Raw genomic sequence first — 23,866 nt, forward strand, 5'->3', positions numbered from 1 at the left:
GCGGAGAACTCCCCCTCCAGGAATCTGGGCACTTTCTTCTCGCTTCGGGCAATGTATTTCCAGCGCTGAGTAATCCGCAGAAAAGGGCTGCGCATAATGTGAAAAGGGCCCCGTTTCCGGGGCCCTAACCTGAGACAGAACTGTGACTGGCGGGAAAATCAGCGCAAAGATGTCGTGATCTGCCCTTGCAGCGCAAAAACGCCCGCGACGATGCCCAGCAGGGTGCCGGCGACAGCCAGCATGGCCAGGTTCCGGACCATCCCCATGGATGAGGTGATGTTCTTCTGGGATTGATCGATCCAGCCCTTTGACAGCTTGGAGAGCTGGGCGGAGAGATCCTGAGTTTCAGCGTAGATCTTGATGTTCAAGTTCATTTTACGGTCCGGCCATCCGGTTCCGGCCCGGTGAAGGGCGGCGCCGAAGTTGTTGCCGTTGAGCAGCTGGTTCCGGATCCTGAGAATCCGGTAGGCCACGTAGGGCGACGCCGAAGGCCGCAGCCGGTCCAGCGCCTGCGAGGCGGGCATGCCGCCTTGGATCAGCATTGACATCGACATCAGGAATGAAATGCCGGTGTACATCCGGTATGTCGAATAGAGCGGAAACTTGTCCGCGATGATGCGGCCGCCCCCGACCCAGCGCGGAAAGGAGAAAACGATCAGCGACAGGGTCGTCACCAGGAACAAGACCGTTGGGGTGATGTAGTTCATCGCGAAGGTGTTGATGAACCGCAGGAAGGCGGAAGGTCCGTACCACTTCTCGATGGGGTGCATCTCAGCGATCGTGGGAACCACTTCACTGCCGAAATACGTCATGATGCCAAAGAGCACAGCAATCAGAACGAGCGGATATGCAGATCCAACAAGAATGGTGGATTTGATTTTTCGCTTTTTCTCCAGCATCTCGAGGTAATCGCGCAGGTTGGCTGCGAAATCGTTCGAGTTCTCAATCGCCTCCAGCACCATGATGTCTTCCTGCGGAGCCCAGGGCTTCATCGCCTGGCCGAGAGAGGAGCCGTTCTTTTTGCTCTGGATGATGTCATGCAGGATGATCGCCAGGGTCTCTTTTGGCTTTTTGCCTTCCTCGCTGGCTGTCTCCCACGCCATCTGGATCGCGTCGGTCTGGTTCATGCCCGTTTCGATCAGTGCGATCAATTGGTCATAAAAACCCGTGCGCTGGCTGTAGCTGAAGAGAAGTTTCGCCAGCTTCTTCTCGATCTTTGAGGGCTTGTGAGGCTTCATGGCGTATGCTTTCCGGCAGGGGAGATGGCGTTATTGCGGAGTGTTTCCATCAGCGCAGAGCGCTGCAAAGGATCGGCTGGAAGAGGGCCGAAGGCGTCCAGCACTGCGTTAGCCTCGCAAACCCCTTCCGCGGCTCTTGCGAGGGCATGGGCAAGAGCGCTCAAGCCCGGTGATGGATAGGACGGCGCCGGGGCGGCGTGCTTGCCGGATCCAGGCAGAACGACAATCTCGCCAATAACTTCGGCACCATTGATGCCATCTGAGCATGCGTCGCAGCCAGCACCCCTTTCGCGCCAGCTGCCGTGCCCTTCGAAAAGATTTGAATACTCCCCTGAAACCTTTCCCGCGCCCGGCTGTGAGCAAACAGCGCAAAGCCGGGGCAGTTTCGCGACATGGAAGAGACCGGAGAGCAGGCCTGCACTCCAGGGATCAAACCCTTCAGAGAAAAAACCAGCCAGGCGCGCAAGCGCCTTATCAGCAGCACTTCCCTCAATGCTTGCCCACACGCCGATGCCCCAGCGTGCGGCTTCAGCGCCGGTGCGGGCAAGGAGCGGCGCCCCTTCCGCATCGATCGGGTCCACGATCAATGCATCGGGATCCGAATACATCGCGTAGCGGACAGCTGAGACCATTCGGTCACCGCCCGGCTGCATGGGCACGATGCTCTCGGGCGGAGCCCGGAACGCCCCCGGCAGTGCAACGACGGAGACCCGCATGCGGTCATGGGAGCGCATGCTGCGTGCCACATACTCCAACGCAAGCGTTCGCGCGTCCGCATCCGCACCAGAGACAAGCGCGATACCGGATGAGCGCTGGATCAGCTCTTTTATCGCGGCCTCCTGGCTTGGCAGGAACGCCAAATGCAGCTCGGTCACTTTTCCAGCCTCTTTTTCATTTCCTGTTCCTGTTCCAGAACGGCGACATCGGAGCGCAGGCGTTCCTGCAGGAACATGAAGTCGCGCTCGTAGGCCGAAAACAGATCCACCTCCTCTTCGACCTCGTTGATGTCGCAGAGACCCGCACCGACTTTAGAGAGGGCGTGGTGCAATACCGGCAGGCCGCCCAGTCCACCCTCGTCGACAGGCCTCATCCAGTATTCCCGCATCTGGATGCGTTCGCCGCGGGCGAAGAGCTCAAGCAGCTTCGGGTCGGTGAGAACCGTCTCCGCAACCACTGTCCGGCCGGAGAGGCCAAGTTTGCAGTGGTCGCAGCCGGGGCCGCGGACATAGAGATCATCGGCTCCCTTTTTGAAAACATTGATAAGCTTTTTCGCAAGCTCTTTGTCCAGCTGACCTTTGGCAACCGCTTCCCTGAAAGTGATGCGGCAGTGCTCGCACATGACACCGGCCAGACGCTGATAGACCAGGCCGCGGATAACTTGCGGATCCTGCAGCTTCCACGCGGGCACACCAAGGTCGATCATGCGGTCAAGAATGCCAAGCGCGGAGCCTGCATGGACCGTTGTCCAAAGGGCGTGGCCGGTCATCACCGCCTGAATGGCCAGGTTGCTCGTTTCAGATGAACGCGTCTCACCCATGACAATGACGTTCGGGTCGGAGCGCAAAGAGGCTTTCATCGCCTCAGTGAAGCCATCGACCCCGTTCTGCCCTGAGCGTACCGGCACCTGAATGGCGCCGGGCAGATCCAGTTCGACCGGTTCTTCGATGGTGTACATCGTGATTTCGCGCAGCTTGTCGATGAACATCTTGTTCAGGACGCGCTGCAGTGTTGTCGATTTACCCGAGGACACTTTCCCGGCCAGGATATACATCCCGTTTGTCCGGCGCCGCATCGTGGCAATGTCGGAAATCTGCTGGGCATTATAGCCCAGATGGTCGATTTCGATCTCATTCGCCGGCGCTTCATATTTGAGGCGCATGACAAGGGCGCCGCGGCCATCTGATGTTGGCGAATACTGCAGGCGGACCATCTCCACCTTGTTGGGCAGAAGGTTCGATTTCGAGGTCAGCGCGCCCTGCTGGAAGCTCAGGTCAGAGGTCGCTCCGCTTTGGTCAGAGGCAACGGCAAAGGCGGCTTTGATCAGCGCCATCCCCTCATCGGGCTCCCGGAAGCCAAGATCCTTGGCCCGGCCGAACACACGGATCCTGATCTCTGCATACCGCTTGAGAACGCGGATATGGACGTCGGACGCGCGCTCCGCCGCAGCTTTTGCCAGGATCTCCGAAAGGTCGACCTGCCGGTCCAGCTCCAGTGCGATCGCCTCAGTGGCGCCCCCGGTCTCATCAGCATAGAGGTCCATGAGGACGGTGGGCTCGACCTCATGGAACTCTTTGATCTCATACCCGCGGCGTGTCGCCGTGGAGAGGGCCATCTTTACGTCAGCGGACCAGCGGTCGCCGGTCGTGATGATGGCAACCCCGTTTGAGAACAGCGCAACCTGCCTGCGCTGGGAGTCCGCAATCTGTACAGGCCCGTTTGGCCGCGTCAGCAGTTCAGCACTCGAAATGCTTTGCTTGAGTATGTCGGTGCTCATGGCTCACCCAATCGAAAAACAACAATCAATTTTCGCAAATCGCCCCATGGCTTCCGCCACGGGGCTGATAGCCGGGCTTACCCGCGGATCTGGATCTTGATCGGCTTGCCGTGGCGCAGAATGGTGATCGAAGTCTCATCGATCTGCTGGACGATCGTATCGTTGGGCAGCAGATCGCCCTCCCGGACACGGATCCGCTCCTCGCCATGCACGATCACCGCCGAGAAGTTTCCGGCCAGCCCGTAAACCTCCCGAAGCGACACCGGGATGTCGATCGGGGCCAGAGGGGCCGCCGTCTGGGCGCCGCCGGTATCCAGGGTAGAGGCGCCTTGCATGGAGGACAGCTCTTTGCGGATCAGCTCGACAATTTCGGACTGGGAGGGCGCATCCGAGGCGGCAGCCGTCTGCCTGGCGTTTGCTGACGGCGGCGCGACATAGGTGGGATCGAAGAAGCTCGAGCCGTCATCACGGGCCTTCGGGGCCTCGACGACGCTATCCGATGGCCCCTCCAGGGCTTCCTGGATTTCACGCTGGATCTGGGCCCTCTTGAGATCGGCATCAAGCAGGATCGGGCTGCCTTCCAGCTGCTTTGCCAGCTCCGGATACATCAGGCGGAAGGCGTCAACGCCCAGCAGCTCCACCAGCTGTTCGACAGATTTGGCGTGGCTGATCTGCCCTTCCAGGATCAGCCTTTGCTCCATGATGTCGGCCTGCTTGCTGACAATGCCGTAACGGTCCAGCCGCAGGGTGTCGGCCTTGGCCACCTCATCCACGGTGGCCTGAAAATCGCGTTCGACGTGTGCCGGCGCGCCTTCCGTTTCGGCCGCGGCAGCGTCCCGAACACTGCCATCGATCACGATCTCCGGTCCGGAGGGCGGATTTTCTGAGGACGGCTCCTGCGCGTTTACGGGCAGCTGGAACGCCAGCAAGGCCAGCGCAGAGATGCCAATCGGATTGAGGTATTTCATTTTCGCATTCTTCATGACGGCCTCGGTCAATTCGTGATGGTTTTATTCCCCGGTCCGCTTAACGCGGAGGAGGAGGCAGCATAGGCGGATGGTAGGCTTTGATCGCCAAATCCCAGATCCCGGTCTGCATATTGTATAGCAGAGCCTGCGGGACGAGCGCCGGTACATCCTCCAGGATATCCCCAAAATTCGTCAGCCTGTATGGGGCCGAAATACGGATGTCGTGCGAGTTGAAAACCGGATGCGTGCGTGCCGCTTTCTGGTTTTTGTCATTCGGCCGAATGGCCAGCGGAGCACCCAGGACCTGGAAGCGCTCACGCAGCCGCTCCTCGATCAGGACGCCCGACCAGGGTTTTTCCTGGAAGGAGATCTCATTCACGCTGAATTCAAAGGTCCGTCCCCAGGACGCGGTTTCACCGTTGGCGGACAGGCGCGGTGCTGGTTCGTCCGCGGGGATGGCCGCGCGAAGCCAGCTGAAGCTTCCGCCTGAGCGGCTCCAGCCGGTGCTGATCGTCCCCTTGCCTTTGTCAAACGAGCAGGAGATGGGCTGGGCCTCCCAGCCGGGGATGAGAATGGCGGACTTGGCCATCTCCTTCATGCAGACTTCGATAAACCCGCCAATCTCAACCGATTTGTGCCAGGGCACATCATGAGGGGAGAAGGTCATTCCCTGCTCAGCCCGGCGGCGCAGTTCCCTCAGCTCTCGTTCCTGTTCAGCCCTTTGATGTTCGATGAAGAAGTACCCGCCGGCGGCGGCGGCCAAGAGAACGCTGCCCAGCAGGATCCGCGGCAGATTGTCTTTGATCGGGGTGCAGGATTTCAGCTTGCTGCCGGAACGCAGATCGACGAGCTCGTGCAGCTTCTCACGGCGTGTCTGCGGAATTCCCCACTCCAAAGGCGCATAGACGGCGGTCCAGTCCGGGGCCTCCAGGTCAGCAAGGAAGATCTGCTCCGCTGCTTCCCGGGAGCGCAGGATCTGATCGTCGAAAACCTTGCCGTCCCGGATCGATCCGACCCACCAGGTGTCGCTGGCCTCACTGAGCTGGAACACACCGATCCACCGGGGGCCGGTCACTTCGGGGGGCAGCATCGTGACAAGCGCACGCATGCCAGGCACCTGGCCCTGATCAGGGCTGCCCAAACCGATGAAACCGTTGTCCAGGGTGTCGGTGTAGAGTTTGAAATCGACGGTGGCCTGGGTCGGGTCGTCCCGGGTCAGATCGTTCATCTCCTCGATCTTATCCTTGACGGCCGTATCCTCTTCGATCGAGGTCCAGGTCAGTCCGATCGCGGCTTTCTTGGTTCCGAAGGAAAGAACGCCCGCATCTTCAAGGAAGATGTCATCCGATACCTGCTCACTGCTGCGGCCAGCCTGCGGCTTGAGGCGCTGGAGCCATGCGAGCTTGCCCGAAGCGGCGTCTTTGGAGACGTCTTCTGCGGGCGGATCTTCATAGAGACTTTCGCCGGGAGCACTTTCAGGGCTCTCTTCCGTTTCGGAAGCTGCGGAGCGCCGCCAATTGAACTTCCGCAAGAGCGCAGAAAGCCCGGACGGCGCCGCGCCGTCAGCCTTCTGGTCAATGTTCTGGGTTTCTTCATTGTCGAAATTCATCGTTGCATCCTCGTATCGCAGCCGGTCCGGCTGAGCGGGGCCGGGCGAACCCGGCCGCCCCCTTAGTGTGCGGCTTTGGACCGGTCGATAATGCGCGGCGTGATCATCATGACCGTTGCAACGCGTTCGTTCGTCTTCTCCGAGTGACCGCCCCAGGCAGACAGGCCGTTGGCGTTTTTCTTCTTCTCGGTGGTGATGCGCTCGCGCTCAAAGCCCGCCAGGATCAGCGTCTGGCCATTCTCAACCACGGTCTGCTGTTCAAAGGACGTCTTGGAGACGACCGGCTGCTGGATCGCATCATTGCCTTCGCCGAAGGTGCGCATGTCGTTGAGCTCCGACAGGCGGACCGTGTACTGCACCATGATATCGCGGTTGTTCATGATGCGCGGGAACAGCTGCATCTGGAAGCCGGTGGTCACGATATCCGGGGTGCGGATGATGCGGTCATCGCCGTCTTCATCCTCTTCGATCGTGATCTCCTTGAGGTACGGGGTCTCGGTGACCACCTCGATCGGCGCTGCGCGGTTGTTCGACGTCGTGGCACCGGCGCGGTTTTTGACGGATACGCGCCCCTGCGTGGACAGCGCATTTACAACCGCGCCAACGGAGACATCACCGGACAGGATGCCGATGTTGTAATCGCCAAGGGCGCCGCCCGAGAACACGCTGGAGCCGAATTTCACCGCGCCGTCGGTCGTGTTGGAAATGGCCGCGCCCAGATCCAGGCCGAACTTGTTCTCATCGTTGAGGGAAACGGTCATGACCTGCACGTCGAAGCTGATCTGCTGGCTGATGGTGCCATTCAGCTGCTCGATATACTCCTGCACCCGGTTCTGGTCGGCCACTTTGGCAGTGACGGTCACCAGGCCGGTGGTTGAACCGATCGAGACCTGTGCGCCTTCTCCCACCAGCCCGCTCATTGCGGCCTGCACTTCCGACCAGACATCAGAGTTGATCGAGGAGGTCGACGTGATGTTGTTGGAGCCGATCGAGGAGGTCTGGCCTGAGGTCGAAGGCAGCGCTGTGATCTGGTACTTCCGCGTCACGTAATCGCGGAAGATCACCCTCCCGTCCGAATAGGACCACTCAACCTCGAAGGTCGAAGCAATCCGGTTCAGAACGTCGGAGAGAGAGCCGCGCAGGTCAGGCCGCATGGTGATGCCGGGCTCTTCAGATGCGCGTGATGACCGGCCGCCGGCAACCGCATTGCGCGGCGCAGGGCGGCCGGTGCTGTCGGTGCTCGACGTGGCTTCGTCCGCGGAAATGACGCTGTTGTCATTCGCAGAGGACAATTTGCCGGTCGGACCCAGGGCAAGAATATGCGGGATGCCGGTGATGTCCGCCATGCGCTGAATGATCTCGTTCAGACCCATGGGGTCGCGGCTCTGCAGCTTGATCGCACCCGGCGCTTCCAGGTGGGACGGCAGCAAGGCCGAAGCGTTGTGGCGCTCGGGGGAGGCGCCGACAAAGATGCCATCTGAGAACTGCGAACCGCCTGCACGTTTGGCGGTGCGTCCGCCAAGGCGCTCGAGACCCATTTTCACGCCCGTCTCATAACGGCTGATTTTCTCATCCTCGCCCGTCGAGCAAGCGGTGAGCGCGATCAGCGACACAGCGCCAAAAGACAACAGTTTTTTCATTTTTCAATCCTTCCGGGGTGGCGCTCAGTTGCTGCTCAGCGGCTGGTGCTGGATGTGCAGCACGCGGTTGCCGCGGTGGAATGTTGCGGAAAGCTCGGGGTTGCCCAGGTAAATGGAGTCGATCAGGCTCGACGCGCTTTCCTCAAAACCGCCAGCAAAGGTCGCCGAGGCGCGCAGCCGGTAATCATCCGGACTGTCCCAGATGAGCGTCCAGCCCGACACCCGGGTCCAGCCGTCCAGCGTGTCCTTCAAAGACGTGCCGGCCATGACAACCCATTTGTTCTGCGCCGATGCCGCAGGCGCATCGCCAGGGGCGCCGCCGCCCGCTGCAAGCGGTGCAGCATGGGTGCAGGCGAACAGCGCGAGCCCTGCGGCAAACGCCAGGCGCATGAGTGCATTTTTGTCTGACGACGTTTTCATTTCGATCATCCTCTTAATGGTCGCCGTCAGAGGCGACTTGGCTTGGGCTTCGGGCGGAGAGAGACGGTCGGAGAGGACCGGCTATCATTGTTTTTCGCATTCTCGGGGGCCTCTTCTTCGATGCCGGCTTTGGCAGAAGAGCGGTGCGGCGCTGGAGGCACCGGCACAGCGGCGGATACAAGGATCTCACCGCCGCCGGGGGCCGGATCATCGCCTGCAGCTTCGATGGCTGGGATGCCATGCTTCAGCGATACAGACTTCCCCTCGACCCGGTCACCGGTTTCGAACGTGACATGCAGGTCGCCGGGTTCAGCGGAAATATCCACTACGCGGCCATAGCGGCCGACAACCATGCCGGGCTCGACATTGAACCTGGATCCCGGAATTTTGGCGTTGCTCAGGGAGATGGTGCCATCGGGGTTCGCGATCACTTCCCAGCCCTGCAGGGAGATATCCTTGCCATTGCCGACATCCACCACGCGCGGCGCAGCCGCGCCCGCCTGCCTGGCCATTGAGAGAAGATCTTCCGGAGAAGCGGATCCGATACCGTCATCGCTGAGGCTTGGGATGCCCTGCAGGACCGATTGAGACGGCATGGTGGCAGAAGAGGGATCGTTTGCCAGCTGCATCATCAGCGCAATGGCCTCGATTTGATCCGGGGACATTGCCGACATGGCGCGGATCGCTTCCGGGGTCAGCCTGAAGCCGCCGGGCTGGCCTTCAGCGGCAACCGGCTTGCGGTCTGGAACAGCGCTTTCGGCTTCGTCCTTCTGCTGCGGCAGGAAGACGCCATTGTGAAATTGAACCGGTTCGCGCTCGCCGTACTCGTAATCGGCGATGTACTCGCCGCTGAGCAGGGCTGCGATGCGCTGCTGGTCGATACCGGGCGCGGAGTCGTTCAGGTAGCGGTTCGTGATCTCGGCGCGCAAGAGGTCCAGCACAGCCGCATTGGGCTTTTGAGCAGAGCCTGAGGCTTCCTGCGGCAAATCCTCCTCAGGAAGCACAACGGCTGGAACGGCCTCCGCCACAGGGGCGTGCATGCTTTCATCGCTGGTCAGAGCGTCCTCATCCGGAAGAATGATTTGAGGCTCAGCTGCCGAAAGGGACGTCCCGCTCAGCAGGGCTGCAAAAACGATGCCGGAAAACTTGAACTCACGCTTCATTGACTCACCCGTCCTTCTGGTCCGCGGATGTCCGCCGGCGCACATTGCGCACCGAAGCCCCGACTGCCTCGATCCGGTCGCGGGTGAAGACCTCCTCGACAAGACCATGGCGGGCAAAAACGCCCAGGGACGAAATCACGTTGTAGCGGTAGACTTCGAATTCAGGCGAAATCTGACCGGAGAAAATGTCGTCGAGCGCTTCCGGATTGCGGCTGGCCATTTCGATGAGCGCACTCAGGCGCATATCCGCTGGAAGATACGCCATGACGCGCAGGCTGTTTTGCCTCACGAAGGTTCGGGCGGAGCTGCCGCGGCGGATCATCCTTTGGGCGGACATGATGACGGAAATCATACGCGGCACAGCTGCCGCCGCACCGCCGCGGCGCGGTGCAGCCCAGGTCTCACGCTGTGTCAGCTCATCGGAAGCACTGATCAGCGCGGTGACCACGGTTTCCGGAAGAGCGCCATTGGTGTTCTGATTTTCGGAATTCATGTTGCCGCCAAAAATTATTCGCAAGAATGTTTTTTCACAGATCCTTGAGCCGTTCAATTTCCGGCAGAGGAGCTCCGTCCGATAAATGTGGAAAACACCTCAAGAACACGGATTTCTCACTTCAGGAAATAGTTTAGCCCAATGTTTCAACTTTGGATTTTCGCATATTGGAAACTATGCTGAGCCAGCGAAATAACGGCACGGGGCCCTTCGCAGCCCTTCAGCCCGGAGATTGAAATGGACGTAAACCAAGAAGCCGCGAGCGTGCATCTTCACCAGGACACCGATCTGCGTGCGCATGTGATCCTGGATGTCGGCTCCAGCATGCCTCACCAGTTCTCGCGGAACGGGCGCACGCTCCCGGCCGCCGTTGCTTTCCAAAGCCAGGTTCTGGTTCGGGACCTTCTGAAGCTGGGACTGTTTTCGATGAACATCCAGTCCATGGCCGGACTTCAGGATGAAGCGGGCAGTATTCCTGTGTCATTCGCCAAGATCCCGGAATCCCTGCTCGGCGTAGGGCTGCACTATGCGATCACTGTCGCGCCGACGGTGCCCGGCGAGGGTGAACCGATAGTGGTGATCGATGAGCTGGAGCGCCATGTGCGCCGGCTGGAACGGCACTTTGGGCGGATCGATGTCGACATGAGCCTTGTTGCGCGGGTTGCGGAACATGCGCGTGAGCGTTCCATCGTCCCCGACCTCGCCCATCAGGAGGGCTGATGCATGTCCCAGCAGCAACAGCAGCCGGGCGGCGAGGACCAGGAATTCATCAAGCTGGGCATCTGCCTGCTCATATGCGTGATCATTCTTTGGGGAGTGCTTGCAACCCAGGAGTATCGGCTCAATGCGGTCATTGGTGCTGTAACCTGGGTCCATATCCTCCCATTTGCCCTGGCAGGCAAATACGTTCCCTTCCTCGCTGACATCCCCTTCCTTGGGAATTGGCTCTTTGGCCCCGCCATGCAGGCGATGACATTTCTGGAGCGGGGCGGTTATGCCGTCATGGAGCCCCCTCAGCGCACCGCCATCCTCGCGGCGGGCGGGCGCAGTGCAACGGTCATTTACGGTGCCGTCCTGTCGTGGATTGCCGTTCGCGGCAAAGACTTCCGCGTCGACCAGAAGTATCGCACTCTGCACACCCTGGAATCCATGATCCGGGTCCAGTCCGAGGATTGGGTAACCTCCCGCATTGCGCGGCATGTAAACCCTCTCAAGGGCAAGGAAATCGATGCCCGCCGAATCGCGGAGGCCGTCTCAGGGCGTGCCAATGCCGATACGGCAATGCCGGGCAATCTGCTGCCCAAGCGGGTCATTATGATGCAGCCCGGCACTTGGAACCGGGCGCTGCGGCCTGAGGAATGGCTGATCAGCAATGGGCTGGCCTTTGATCCCGACCGCTTCAAGGAGCTGTCCGATCCGGAGCGCAACGCCAAGGTTACGGACTTCGAGTTCAAGGGAAGCTGGGAGCAGCTGGATCTTGAAGAGATCTCCGAAGTGCTGTCCGTACAGCTCCGCTCCCCCTGGAAAGGACCTGAGCAGCTGCGCCCTTCGCTGCGGGCCGTATATGCTGTCATGGCCCTTTTCTATGACTATGATATCGACGGCGGCAACAAGCTCCTCAATGAGCTTGCATTGCTTGCAGACGGCACCGGCGTCAGGCGCGGCGGCATGGACTTCGCGATCCAGTATGAGGCTGGAATGATGGCGAAGGTCGACAAGATTGCCTTGGGCCGTCAGGGCAAGATGCTGGCAAAATGCGCGCAGCACCATGCATGGGTGGAAAGCGCCTTCCCAACGCTCATGGCAGTGGCACGCAAGGACCGCGGCGTGCTGCCGCCGGCCGCGTTCCTGTGGCTGAAGGTTGAAGACCGGTTGCTCTGGTACATCCTGAACAATGTGGGCAATGATGCTGTGATGGTCGAGGCCGCCGGGGCGATCGCCCACTCGCGCGCTGAAACTCAGATCTCCAAGCCCTTGTTCCGCCCGGCTGTGTATCAGGCGGCACGGGCGCTGCTCGAAGATTATCTCGACATGACCCCCGAACGGATCGAAAGCCGCCGGGACAAGGCAATCCGCCAGCGCTCCCCGGGAGACCAGCTCAACATGCTGCGCGATGAGATCATGTTCGGGGATGCGCCTGACCAGGCTGAAGAGCATTTGGACGTTGAGGAAGACGAATGATGCCAGTTGATCTCTATTACAGCGCGTTTGCCGTATGCATGCTTGTAACCCTTCTGGGGCGGATCGGCGTGCGGATGTCCTCGGCAGGGGAGGAGACGGTCCGTTTCTGGCCCGCCTGCTTCTTCGCCCTGGCAGGCGGGATGAGCGCTGCAGCACTGCTCATAAAGGACGGCGGCGCCGGCATCACAAGCCTGCCCGGCTTCCTCATTTCAGTGTCCTTCGCATCCACCCTCTGCCTCGCGGCATTTGTGGACCGTGAGACTTCTTGGGCGCCGGATATTCTGATGGCCATCCTGGCCGCAGGCGCAGTGGTCCTGGCGTCCCGCTTTCACGGATGGGATCTGAGCCTCATGAGCGCCGCCGCGGCGGGCGCAGGCGGCTTGCTGGCTGTCAATCTCCTCTGGATGGCTGCCGTGCGCTTGACCGGCTGGATTTGGATCCTGCCGCCGGGAGATATCCTTGGCATATCCATCCCGTTCATCCTTTTCGGAGCCACCCCCTACTCGATCGGGATCATGTTTGGGACTGCTGCGCTCTTGGTGCTTTGCCGCAGCTTTGATTGGGTTCACGCCGTGTTTGAGAAGCCAGGGAACGGCGAGAAGGTCGCCCGGGACATGGATGTGGATATCGCGGATGTGCGAAAAAGCATCCCCTTTCTCTCCGTGTGCCTTCCGGTAGTCTGGGCCGCGCTGCTGATCTATTTTTGGTGAGGATGATGCCATGATGTCCCTGATACCAGCCATGCTGGTCGTAACATTCACCATCACCATTGCCTTCGCTTCATTCGGAGAGAGGGCGGTGGACGATCGTGGCACGGTGATGGGGTCGAACCTGACCCTTCATCACAAGCAATCCGTTGCCCAGGCAATGGAGGATGGCCGGACATCGGGTTACATCACAAGCGCACTGGGCGGTCCTTTCCGGCAGATGGGCGACTGGACAACCCAGGTGGTTTCATCCGGGCACCGGACCGTTGTCGTCACTTATCTTCCGGATGGTATCCAGGGCGCCGAGCAAAGTGCCCTCAAGGCATTTTCAGAGGTGACCCCTCTCAGCTTGCGCAAGCTGCCCGAGAGTTACGCGGGGAACTACAAGTATTCCGAAACCGGGACCGGAGGCACAATCGGGCGCGGGGATTTCTCAGATATGGTTCTGCCGATCCCGGCAAACGGGCCGGCAATTATCACGGTGATAAATCAGGATTACACCGGCCCCGGAGGTCCCGGCGCTTGAGAAACAAGGCTGAATGGCGGGTCATGACGAGCATGCAGGTAAAAAAGGCGTTCTTCGAGGATGCCGGGAGACAAAAAATGAAGCACGAAAAAGAAAATGCGGATTTCAAAATCAACACCCAGCGGCAGCGGGGCAGCATGCTGCTGGAAGCGGCGCTCTCGATCTCGGTGCTTCTCGGTCTGGTCGGCTATGTCGCCCAGGCCAACCAGCAGGAGCTTGAGAAACAGAAACGCGTGATGGTCGCATCGGAGCACGATGTCATCGTCACCGCGGCCCGCAGCTTTCTGCAGCAGCGCTACCACGATGTGGTGATGGATCTGTTCGATGCTGCCGATACAGGCGGGCAGGGGGTCATGACCTACAGCCTGAGCGATCTGGCTGATGCCGGCTTCCTGCCTGCGTCCTATTCGGGCGGCATTCTGAAGACGGCCTATGGGCAGGACTATGCGCTTCTCGCCCGCGCAGTTGACCGCAGCGACGGCGCCCAGCCGCAGGCAACGATGGGATACGCGGATATGGATCCGCTGGCATCCGGCGAAATCGATGTGGCTCTGACGGATGGAGACCCCTCCAACGGTGAGCTGGAGATCGAATCCATCCTGGTCTCTCACGGGGGAGACAGCATTCCGATCGGTGCTGCAGGTGATGTCATCGGCCAAATGAAGGCGTCTTTCGGGGGCTTCGTTGCAGACAGCGATGTGGCCAGCGGCGCCTATGAGAACTTCACGATGGACATCTCCGGGTTCAATGCTCTGCCCGAGTACCCGTCCCGCGGCCGCTTTGCCAGCGTTGTGTCGCTGTCCAGCTACGGGGTTCTGGGCTCTGAAAGCGGCACGGAGCCCGCCATCGACCCGTTCCTGCGCTGTGACGGGGTGAGCATCGCCTCGGACGATTACGCAGACTGCATCAGCTCAAACGAGGTCTACACCGACATCGTTCTTCGACCCTTTGACAGCGACAATGACGGTACCGCTGACGTGCTTCCCGCGCTTCGCAATGTCACCATGCTGGACTGTGCGGACGGTTCCGGCTCGGGCAATCTGAATGAGTTCACCGTGGACTGTGCGACCACCCGCCTGACTGGTGACTTTGTGTCTCTGGGCGACAATGCTGACATCGGCAAAATGACGGTCCGCGCGGATGGCATCGGCTTCGATGGGGACGATGTTCTGAAACGGCAGAACATCAACGGCACTGACGAAAACATTCTGAATGCCGATCGCCTCACCCTTGCGGGTGTCAATGGCGGCCAGGACTTCTCTGAAGCTGTTACCTCCAGCCGCGTTGTCCGGGCCCGGGACACCATCGCCAAGCCGTCCTGCCCGGCCACCACGATTGATGGTGCAAACCCCATGGAGCCGCGCATCTATGTGACGCCGGCCGCCTATTCGGATCCGCGCGGACGCCCCGTTGTGGGTGTGCGGGCCTTCGCGGAAGATCTCGGCACAGACTGGCGGGTGCGGATGATGATCTTCGTGGGGCAGGATTTCTGCACGAACGACCCCTCCAGCCCCATGATGGTCAGCTCCACATCCTTCCGGGCGAACGGTTCACCGATCGGCGGAAACTGCACGACTTACACCGGTAATGTTGTGGATACCTACCGGGGTGACGGCAGTGCGGACGTCTGGGAGCTGGAAGGTGATTTCGGTGCAGCTGTTGCTCAAACCCGGTGCTACTGATGTTCGGACGTTCATCCAGCAAACCGCGCCCGGCACCACCAGCGGCAATGCCGCAGGCCGCATCCCGACCACCGGCGCCGCCCGCGGCGCCGCAACCCCCTGCAGGTGCGGCCGCCAGGCCATCCCAGGGGCTGGCCCCTCAATTGATGCCGGAAGGCGACCTCGCCAAGATCCTGTCTGCCTACAACTTCATTGACCTCTACATATCAAACGATCCCCTGGCGCCGATCATGGCTCGCGGACTGAGGGCAGCAACCATCGGCCTGAGCGCTTTCGGCAAGGGGCTCGTGCGGCTCCCTGAGGTGCTCTACGATGACGCGACACGGCTCTACGAGGTGATCGACCGCAAATGGAAGCATTCCGACTACAAGCGGGAGTTCACAGTCGTTCACGATGAACGGTCATACCGCTGCGCTCTGATCGCTCCGCCGGATTTCCGGTTTACAGAGGGGCTGGAGCCGTTGCGGGAAAACGAGGTGCGATGGTGTATCCGGCAGGTGAGTGGTGCCGCGCCCAGTTTTGAAGAACAGGGTCTGTCCGCAGAAGCCCGGCAGAACATCCAAGACCTGATCATCCGCAGGGGGCTGGTGATCTGTTCCGGCCCGTTTGCGTCCGGCAAGACGACGCTTGCCTCATCGATCGTGGATCACTGGGTCGCGGAAAGCCGGGACGTTGGCATCACATTGGAGGATCCGCCGGAAATCCCGCTGGCGCGCGTGACTGAGGACAGGGGCGTGATCTATCAGATCGACCTCATGGACCGCTCGGTCCGCGATGCTATCAAACACGCCCGCCGCTGGTCCCCGCGATACGTCTTCCTCGGGGAGGTCAGGACGGGCGACGTTGCGAGCGAGCTGCTGCATATGGCAATCTCTGGGCCGCTTGCCATCTGCACGATCCACGCATCCGACCCTGTACAGGCCATCGTGTCGCTCTTCCGCTTCGCATCGTCGGCGATGTCTGAAGATATGGCGAAGGACATGATCTCCGCAGCTTTGCAGCATGTTTTCCATCAGGAGATGGTGAGCGGGCGGGTGCTGATGAAGCAGGCCAAAATCCATGGCGTCGACAATCACCTCATCCGCTCGAAGATCAAAGCAGGCAACTTCCGGGGTCTCTACGAGGACTTTGAGCGTCAGGTTATCAACAGCAATAGCCCGGCCAGGGCAGGGTGATCCGTCGCATGACGTTGAATTTTCGCAAATGTTGAGTAGACTATCTGAAACCCCGCTCAGGGGAATTCATCTCCAAGAGTGAGAAAAACGGAGTTTGGCAACATGAGCCACTGGAAAACACTGCTTCTCAGCCGTTCAGCCATTGCCGGTGTCATCGCCCTTGGGGCCGGCGTCGCGGCGCCTGTCGGTGCGTCTGCAGAAGACTGGCTGGATTCAATCCAGGATTCACGCTGCGCGCCGGAAGATATCGCAGGCATTACAGGCAATGTCCGCAACGCGATCGAGGCATCGGTGCGCCGGGCAGAGATGTCCATTCAGGCTCCGACCCCCGTCGGCGATCTGGGCTGCCTCAATGATCTGATGACCGCTCCGCTGGACATCTTCTCCAATGTCGGCGGTCTGCTGGGCAGCCTTCAGTCCGGCCTTGGCGATATTGCGTCCATGTCGCTCAACCTTGATATCGATGTGTCGGGCATGATTTGCGGATTTGCTGCAAAGAAATTCGCAACACTGACGCAGCCGCTGAGCGAGATGGACAAGACAATGTCCGGTTTCGCCTCTCTTGCAGCCAACGCCGACGACCGGATCAACGGGCAGCTGAACTCGGCCTTCTCTGAAATCACCGACAGCGGCTGGGACAGTTCGGCAAACACCACCTCGACGGCCTCTGGCTATGGCGGCTATTCGGGCATCGTCTCGAGCAGCGACAGCTCCGGCTATAGCGGCACGATCTCGGACTACACCCTGCCGGATGTGTCGCCCTCCGCGAGCGATGTGGAGGAGGTCACCTACACGGTTGCAAGCACCGTGGTGAACAATAACTCGGACGCCTGGAACCTCTACAACCAGCGTCTGATGATGGCTCTTGGCCAGTATATCGGCTGCCGTGTTGGCGGACAGCTTGATGGCACGCAGATCACTGGCACCTACCACGGGTCAGGCACCTGGAATGTCCCCGGCCATATTTCCAGCTGCACATTCAACCCGGGCGCATGGCCCGCGACATTGAGCAGCGATGACGGCACCACCATCGAAGTCGCGCCCAGCTCGAACTCATCGGGCGGCGCCGCCCGGAATGAGGATGTCGACCGGGAGGGCGGTCAGGACCGCAGCGCTCCGGCGGCTGCTCAGAATTCATCCCCCGTACCTCAAAACGGCCCCGCAACCATCTGGGACATGCTGGACAAGTAAGACCGGGCAAGGAGTAGAACATGAAGAAGATCCTTTTGGGAACCTGCCTGACCCTGGCTACGGTGCTGCCGCAGATGGCGCTTGCAGGCGGATGGGCAACGGCGCCTCAGGCGAACACCATCATTCGGCAGCTGAGCACGCTGAACGATAACCAGGTCCGCACAGGCGAGAATGTAAAAGACCTGGAAGAGCAGGTTGAAAGTTCGATGGAGGAGGCTGCGGACCGGATCATCGCGGCGCTGCGCAGTCATTCCGGCGAACAATCCGCCTATCAGGACAAGCAGATCGAGGCCACACGGCGGATCACGGATGCCGCGGAGCTGAATGCCACCGAACGTATGCGCCAGGAATTCCGCGCGCGTGCGGAAAGCGGCGAGTTCGATCCGAGCCCGGACATCTGTCTGCTGGCTGGCCTGTTCCGCGATAGCGGTGCAACGGCGCCAAACCCGCGCGGCTCAACAACTGTTGCAGGGGCACGCCAGCTGAACAACGGCGCTGACCCGGCGGTGCGCCAGGGCGGCACCGCCCGTGCCAAGTCGATGATCGACGATCGCGCCGAGCTCCAGGGGACGATGGGAGGCTTTGCGGATCCGACCGTGGATCCTGCTGCCATTCTCCAGAATCCGACCTTGTCGATCGAGAGCGATGAAGACCGCCGTGCCGCCGAGCGGCTGGTGCGCAACCTGACCGACCCGAACCCGCCGCGGCCGGTGACCGCCGCGGAACTGCAGACACCCGCCGGCGTGGCCCGCGCGGAGCAGAGGGCAATCCAGGAAACCCGGAACAACGCCAGCGCGGAAACGGTTTCCATGGTGATGAATATGCGCACCGAGGTCGGCCCGGCCGATCCGTGGCGGCCCTATGTCGAGGACATCTCCAACTACAACCGCCCGCTTGGGGATGAGGTTTCGGAAATGCAGGCGATCGACATCCGCACCCTGCGCCATTACGCGCCGAAACCTGAGGTCTTCCAGGAGCGCGCCGCCTGGTCCGAAAAGCAGCTTCTGCAGGAGATCCTCGATGTCATGGCGATCAACGCCCGCATGAACTACATGCAGCTCGAACTGGATACCCGGCGGGCAATCGTTGAGACCCAGATCCTGTCGATCCTGAACAACGGCGGCTGAGCCGCAACCGGACGGTTCCAAGGTCAGAGGGCCGGGGCATTGCCCTGGCCCTTTCTCATTGGCGCGGCCGGCCGGGCGCATTTTCATGTTGATAACCGCCTCTCAGGCGACGGCGGCTGCATCGATTGGTGATATAAAAGGGCAATTCATGCATCCGCGTAAGTGCGGTGATGCTGGAATGCGAAAAAATGAAAGCTTGAAGCATGGCCGAGCATATACAGAAGTCACAATCCCTGCCGTCCGTGAAGGATCAGGTCGATCCCGGAATGGTCCGGCGCCCTATCAAGTCCCCGATGCAATCCTTCAGGGATACGATGAGCGCCAAGAGCACGGTCATGATGACCTTGTCGATCTCGGTTTCGGTTATGGCGCTGTATTCTCCGAGCTGGATCGGTGTTCTGCCTGCTTCCCTCGGCTACTACATGTGGGCGTCATCGAAGAAATACCGTTTGCCCTTCAAGGTTCCCCAAAGCTGGGGCGGGACCGACTTCGGCGCCCCCAAGCCGGGCGGCAGCGGTTACGCCAAGGCGTCTGGGATCCTCTACTTCGGGCGCGACCAGCAAAGCCAGGAGGAGCTTTGGATCGAGAACGGTGATGCGCGCCGGCACGGGTTCTTCCTGGGAACCACCGGCTCGGGCAAGGCGCTGCCGCTTGATACCCCGGTCCTTACGCCGCGGGGATGGGTGCTGAACGGGGATCTCCGGCCGGGCGATGAAGTTTGCCACCCTCTGGGCGGGACTTCCCGGATTGACTCGATCCACCCTCAGGGCGTGATCCCGGCGGTGCGGATGTGGTTCTCTGACGGCCGCCATGCAGACTGCTCGCTCGACCACCTCTGGCATGTGCGCGCCCGGCCCAGGGTCAATGTCGATCGCAAGCTGGGGCTGGCGGAAGGGCTGGGTTTCGGTGACAGCGGGAAAAATATGACCGCTGGCGACATCGGCATCCTGCACGGCATGCACGGGGATAAACTGCACATCGAAATCCCCCTGGCTGTCCCGCATCAGGGCATGAGCATTCCGGATGGCTCCGGCATCCTGTCGGAGGAACATGCGCAGCGGGGCGCGGCGGCGGGCCTCCATCACCTGGATTACATGCCGTCGCTGTTTGGCACGCCGGCCGAGCGGATCGCCTTCCTCAAGGCCTGGTCCCGCAACGCTGACATCGGTGTCGCGATTGAAAAGCACGGCGTCAGGCTGACCGGTCTGCGCACGCCGGATGCCAAGATCCTGAAGCAGCTTGTCTGGTCCCTGGGCGGTGTTGCGACCGTCTATGTCCGCGGCAGCACCAAGAAGCGCGATCGGGGCGTGGATCTTGTTGTGATGTTTGAGGGCATCGGAGATCTGTGGCCCCAGGCATCCGGCTGCAAGTTCCCTGGCGAGGGGCTGGAGATCACCGAGGTCGAGCGGCTCCATGATGATGTGGAGATGTCCTGCATCAAGACGGACCGGGAAGACGGGCTCTACGTGATGGAAAACCACGTGGTCACCCACAACACCGAACTCCTGCTTGGCATCGTGTCACAGACGCTGATGTGGTCATCAGGCTTTCTCTTCATCGACGGCAAGGGGACAACCGAATTCTATGCGCGCGCCTGGACGCTCGCGAAACGCTTCGGCCGCGAGGATGACGTCCGTGTTCTGAACTTCACGGACGCGGGCGGCGACCCGGATGCTCCGGCGGGCGGGCCCGATGTTCAGTCCAACACCCTGAACCCGTTCTCCAAAGGCGGCGCCGACCAGCTCATGAACCTCATCGTGGGCCTGATGGGGGATGCAGGCCAGGGCAACGACATGTGGAAGAGCCGCGCCATGTCACTGGTTACCGCGGCCATGAAGGCGCTTGTGCAGATGCGCGACGCCGGTGACATCCTGCTCGATGTGCAGGCAATCCGGGACTTCCTCCCGCTCGGCGAAGGGTTCAAGAAAGAGCTTCTGAAGGGCAAGCCGATCCGCACCATCGAGGATGTTCCGGAAGAGGCGTGGCACGAATTGCGCACGCGGGGCGGGATGATCGAGCTGTACCTGAGGGCTATGAAGGGGGACTTTTCGAACTCTTCCCGACTCGCCTTAAAGGCGTTCTTTGATACGCTTCCCGGCTTCAATATGAGCAAGGCATTGAAGGGTGATCCGCAGGACGGGAAGGCCTCAGAGCAGTACGGCTTCCTTTCGATGCAATTGACTAAGCCATTGGGATCATTGGCAGATGACTACGGTCACATCTTCCGGACCCCTCTTGGAGAGGTCGATATTGACGACGTTGTTCTGAACCGCCGCATCCTGATTGTACTCCTCCCTGCGTTGCAGAAGGCGCCGGAAGAAATGCAGATGTGCGGGAAGATCGTGGTCAACCTCGTGAAGATCATGATGGGTAATGCCTCCGGCTCGGCGCTCCATGGCTCGAAGCAGGAGATCGTGGATTCCAAGCAGACACGCGCCCCATCCCCCTACATCGTCGTGCTCGACGAGGCGGGCTATTACATGGTCAAGGGCATTGACGTGATGATGGCGCAGGCCCGCTCGCTCGGCTTTATGATCATCGTTGCCGGTCAGGATATGGCGGCAATGCAGGCGATCTCCCCGCAGATCGCCGAAACCGCATCAGCAAACGCATCGATCGTTGCTGCCGGCAAGACGATGGATGCGGACAAGACGGCCGGGTTCATTCAAAAACTGTTCGGCCGGACGCAGGTTTCCGTGACATCTGGGTACACTGCGCAATCCGGCATGCTCGGAACCAAGTGGGTCGACCGGATGGATGCCTCCTTCCAGGAGGTCGAGAAGGTGCGGCTGGACGAGCTGCAGCACATGATGGAAGGGGAGTTCTATTTCCTCTTCAACGGTACCATCGTGAGGGTGTCCACGTTCTACATCGGCGGGGACTTCGCCGGATCGTTCTCAGTGAACAAGTTCCTGAAGGTGCGGGGCCCGACTGACCGGGTTCCGGGCCTCGACCAGACCGTCGAAATCAACTTCATCGGATCCATGATGGATACGTCAGAGAAGATCCTCGGCTTTGCGCGCAGCCCGGAGAGTGCAGAAGACCTCGATGCGCTGTCCGACACGGTGACGGATGTTGCCCGGATCGCGCAGGGGCTGCTCTGGAAGGCAGGAAAACATGCCGCGAATCCGCGCAACATTCACAATGCGTGGCTTGGCGGCCTGCTGGCCGGTGAAGCTGCCGAAGTGCCCGAGTATGAGGATGAGGCAGTCGACCGCGGCGGCAACTGGGAAGACGAACTTGATGTCGACCTGATGGACGAGCTCGGGATCCGGGGTGATTTCGATGAGCTTGATCCTGAAGCTGTGGATCAGCGGAACATGCGCCGGCGGATGGCGGAGATGGAAATCGACGGGATTGATCTGGAGGAGGATGACGAAGAGGTCGGGGACGTGGTTTCCGGTCTGCACCGCGCTGCGCGCGGGCGCACGCCGCAAGAGCGGCACGGAGGCATGATCGACCTGCTCATTGCCCAGGAGCGGGCAAAAGAGAAGGCTCAAACCAACAGGGAGATCGCGGAGAAGCTGCGGGACGAGGAGGCAGAGCGGCTTGATGAAGAGCGCGAGAACCGCCGGTCCATGGGGGAATTCTTCAGTTTCGTGGCGGAGAACAGCTCCCGGTTTGCGAAAATCTTCGCGGAAGAGGATGTCGACGGGGAACTCGGCCTGGAGATCCTGCGGCGGTCCGGAAGTGTGAAGCCGGTGCCCCTCAATTCCATGCAGGACCCGGCCTTCGTAAGCGAAGCGGTCGACATGCTGGAGAAGGCCATTTCCACGGAGCAGAAATGATGAACCGGATGCTTTCCGCCGCTGCTGCGGCCGCCGGGGCGCTGATCGCAGCTCAAGCCCCAGCTGCAGAGGCCCTGGAGCCGCTGCAGAAACTCTTCCCGCCCGACATGTACAGCTCGAAGGTCCGCCAGGATGTCTACGCTGAGGGCGTCAGGACCTATTCCGGCATCACGCTGCGTTCTGACGTCTCCGCAATCGGAATTGACCAGATCACGTTCCGTCCGGCTCCGGACGGGGATATTTCTGTCCACATCGGCGCCTTGACCATGAAGCCGCGGGACGAGCTGTCCCCGGCAATCTCGATCAGCGGGATCAGCCTGCAGATGGAGGATTGGCCGGCCCAGGGCGGCGACATGTTCTGCAACTGGATGAATGTGGTCAGCAAGGCGAACATCTCCGCCGCGGAGATGACTTTCCCCGCGGAACCCGCGGGGATCGGATCCATGCGTATTGAGGATCTGGGGTTTGAAGCCAGGCGCGTGCCGGAGAACTGCTGGATCAGCGGCTTGCTGGCTGTCGGCAGGGCGGATGTGCGGCGCGCAGAAGGCGCATCTGTCCAGGTGTCGCAAGTGCGATCGGAAATCGGCATGCCCGGGAACCGGGTGAGTGCGGCCGGGTCCCAGGGGACCGCCGCTTCGCTCCGGACCAAGATAGCGGAAATCGAATTGCGCAAAGCAGGCCGGACGCCGACATACGGGTTCTCCGGGGTCGACCTGGCTGCGGAGATGAAGGCGGCCAGCCTCCAGGGGCTGCTGCATGTCTTGCACAGCAGCCCGCTCAGCGGCGGAAAGGTCAATCCCGACCTCAACCTTATGCAGATGGTCAATGCGCTCACGCTGCTGGAAATGGACCTGCAGGCCTCCTCCTCGACCACACGGATTTTCTCGGCCGGTGTCGTGCCGCCGGAAGCGGTCACCAATTTCAGCAGGGTCGGGCTCTCGACGGTCACCGGCTCCTCCGGTCTTCGCATTCTGGCCTCAAAAGGGGATCTCCTGCTGAAAGCCAGCGCATCTCTGAATGGGCTTGTTGACCTGGGGCTGACAGCATCGGCGGATCTTGCGCCATATTCGCGCACAAAGCTCCTTGCGGCCAATGCGGGCAAGGAGCTCGGCGCTCACCTGCTGCCGGAGCTTTCCCTGAAGGATGCGGCCCTGACCTACAAGGACAGGGGGCTGGAGCGGTATGTGATTGACCTGACAGGGGTGCCGTCCGGCCTCTATATCGAGGAGTTCGGCGGCCTTCTTGCGGAACAGAGCCCCAAGCGGATTGCCGGATCCGTCCGGCAGTCGACAGGGAAGATCGCAGAGTTCTTCCGGCATGCTGCGGATGCGGAGACCATGGTCATCAAGGCCGCCCCTGCGCTTCCGGTGCGATTGGCTGAAATGACGCTCCTGGCGCTGACGGATGTGAACGGCTTGGCACGAAAGCTCGGCCTGACCATGCGGCGCGGGTGAAGGGGCCGCC

Annotated in this window: 19 protein-coding genes; 10 read left to right on the forward strand and 9 right to left on the reverse strand. The window is 60.8% G+C overall.

Annotation, left to right across the window (positions count from 1 at the left end):
• Positions 1 to 158: 158 nt before the first annotated feature.
• From CAER_RS0106485 to CAER_RS0106525, 9 genes are all read right to left on the reverse strand, one after another.
• Entirely contained in the window at positions 159 to 1,238 is a 1,080-nt protein-coding gene (locus CAER_RS0106485; protein WP_027234579.1) for a type II secretion system F family protein, read from the reverse strand.
• Positions 1,235 to 2,113, reverse strand: a complete 879-nt coding sequence (locus tag CAER_RS0106490; protein WP_027234580.1) for an ATPase, T2SS/T4P/T4SS family — start codon at positions 2,111 to 2,113, stop codon at positions 1,235 to 1,237. The genes CAER_RS0106485 and CAER_RS0106490 overlap by 4 nt, the downstream gene beginning before the upstream one ends.
• Complete coding sequence (locus CAER_RS0106495; protein WP_027234581.1) at positions 2,110 to 3,732, reverse strand: GspE/PulE family protein; 1,623 nt, start codon at positions 3,730 to 3,732, stop codon at positions 2,110 to 2,112. The genes CAER_RS0106490 and CAER_RS0106495 overlap by 4 nt, the downstream gene beginning before the upstream one ends.
• 77 nt (positions 3,733 to 3,809) lie before the next feature.
• On the reverse strand, positions 3,810 to 4,715 hold the full coding sequence (locus CAER_RS0106500) for a hypothetical protein (RefSeq protein WP_154667739.1): 906 nt from the start codon (positions 4,713 to 4,715) through the stop codon (positions 3,810 to 3,812).
• Between the two features lie 43 nt (positions 4,716 to 4,758).
• A complete protein-coding gene (gene pilO2 / locus CAER_RS0106505; protein WP_027234583.1) occupies positions 4,759 to 6,309 on the reverse strand; it encodes a type 4b pilus protein PilO2 in 1,551 nt (516 codons plus the stop codon).
• A gap of 62 nt (positions 6,310 to 6,371) precedes the next feature.
• Positions 6,372 to 7,949, reverse strand: a complete 1,578-nt coding sequence (locus tag CAER_RS0106510) for a hypothetical protein (protein WP_027234584.1) — start codon at positions 7,947 to 7,949, stop codon at positions 6,372 to 6,374.
• A gap of 24 nt (positions 7,950 to 7,973) precedes the next feature.
• On the reverse strand, positions 7,974 to 8,369 hold the full coding sequence (locus CAER_RS0106515; RefSeq protein ID WP_161631080.1) for a toxin co-regulated pilus biosynthesis Q family protein: 396 nt from the start codon (positions 8,367 to 8,369) through the stop codon (positions 7,974 to 7,976).
• A 26-nt stretch (positions 8,370 to 8,395) separates the two neighbouring features.
• A complete protein-coding gene (locus tag CAER_RS0106520) occupies positions 8,396 to 9,532 on the reverse strand; it encodes a hypothetical protein (protein ID WP_027234586.1) in 1,137 nt (378 codons plus the stop codon).
• A 4-nt stretch (positions 9,533 to 9,536) separates the two neighbouring features.
• The gene (locus CAER_RS0106525) at positions 9,537 to 10,025 is read right to left on the reverse strand and encodes a hypothetical protein (RefSeq protein ID WP_027234587.1); all 489 of its coding nucleotides are present in this window, start codon (positions 10,023 to 10,025) and stop codon (positions 9,537 to 9,539) included.
• 237 nt (positions 10,026 to 10,262) lie between these two features.
• Here CAER_RS0106525 and CAER_RS0106530 point away from each other — a divergent pair, with 237 nt between their 5' ends.
• From CAER_RS0106530 to CAER_RS0106575, 10 genes are all read left to right on the forward strand, one after another.
• On the forward strand, positions 10,263 to 10,745 hold the full coding sequence (locus CAER_RS0106530) for a hypothetical protein (RefSeq protein WP_027234588.1): 483 nt from the start codon (positions 10,263 to 10,265) through the stop codon (positions 10,743 to 10,745).
• Positions 10,746 to 10,748: 3 nt separating this feature from the next.
• The gene (locus CAER_RS0106535) at positions 10,749 to 12,206 is read left to right on the forward strand and encodes a secretion/conjugation apparatus DotM-related subunit (RefSeq protein WP_027234589.1); all 1,458 of its coding nucleotides are present in this window, start codon (positions 10,749 to 10,751) and stop codon (positions 12,204 to 12,206) included.
• Entirely contained in the window at positions 12,203 to 12,916 is a 714-nt protein-coding gene (locus CAER_RS0106540; RefSeq protein ID WP_027234590.1) for a hypothetical protein, read from the forward strand. Before CAER_RS0106535 ends, CAER_RS0106540 begins: the two co-directional genes overlap by 4 nt.
• Positions 12,917 to 12,929: 13 nt before the next feature.
• Positions 12,930 to 13,439, forward strand: a complete 510-nt coding sequence (locus tag CAER_RS0106545) for a hypothetical protein (protein WP_154667741.1) — start codon at positions 12,930 to 12,932, stop codon at positions 13,437 to 13,439.
• A gap of 77 nt (positions 13,440 to 13,516) precedes the next feature.
• On the forward strand, positions 13,517 to 15,121 hold the full coding sequence (locus CAER_RS0106550) for a hypothetical protein (RefSeq protein ID WP_154667742.1): 1,605 nt from the start codon (positions 13,517 to 13,519) through the stop codon (positions 15,119 to 15,121).
• Positions 15,121 to 16,296: an ATPase, T2SS/T4P/T4SS family gene (locus tag CAER_RS0106555; protein WP_084299480.1), complete on the forward strand. Its 1,176-nt coding sequence runs from the start codon at positions 15,121 to 15,123 to the stop codon at positions 16,294 to 16,296. The genes CAER_RS0106550 and CAER_RS0106555 overlap by 1 nt, the downstream gene beginning before the upstream one ends.
• 102 nt (positions 16,297 to 16,398) lie before the next feature.
• Positions 16,399 to 17,487 (forward strand): hypothetical protein, encoded by a 1,089-nt coding sequence (locus tag CAER_RS0106560; protein WP_027234594.1) that lies wholly within the window; start codon positions 16,399 to 16,401, stop codon positions 17,485 to 17,487.
• A 20-nt stretch (positions 17,488 to 17,507) separates the two neighbouring features.
• Positions 17,508 to 18,614, forward strand: a complete 1,107-nt coding sequence (locus tag CAER_RS0106565; protein WP_027234595.1) for a hypothetical protein — start codon at positions 17,508 to 17,510, stop codon at positions 18,612 to 18,614.
• Positions 18,615 to 18,817: 203 nt separating this feature from the next.
• The gene (locus CAER_RS27730; protein WP_036796947.1) at positions 18,818 to 22,402 is read left to right on the forward strand and encodes a type IV secretory system conjugative DNA transfer family protein; all 3,585 of its coding nucleotides are present in this window, start codon (positions 18,818 to 18,820) and stop codon (positions 22,400 to 22,402) included.
• On the forward strand, positions 22,402 to 23,856 hold the full coding sequence (locus CAER_RS0106575) for a hypothetical protein (protein WP_154667743.1): 1,455 nt from the start codon (positions 22,402 to 22,404) through the stop codon (positions 23,854 to 23,856). The genes CAER_RS27730 and CAER_RS0106575 overlap by 1 nt, the downstream gene beginning before the upstream one ends.
• Positions 23,857 to 23,866: the final 10 nt, after the last annotated feature.

The organism is Leisingera caerulea DSM 24564 (genome assembly GCF_000473325.1).
GTDB classification, from domain to species: Bacteria; Pseudomonadota; Alphaproteobacteria; order Rhodobacterales; family Rhodobacteraceae; genus Leisingera; species Leisingera caerulea.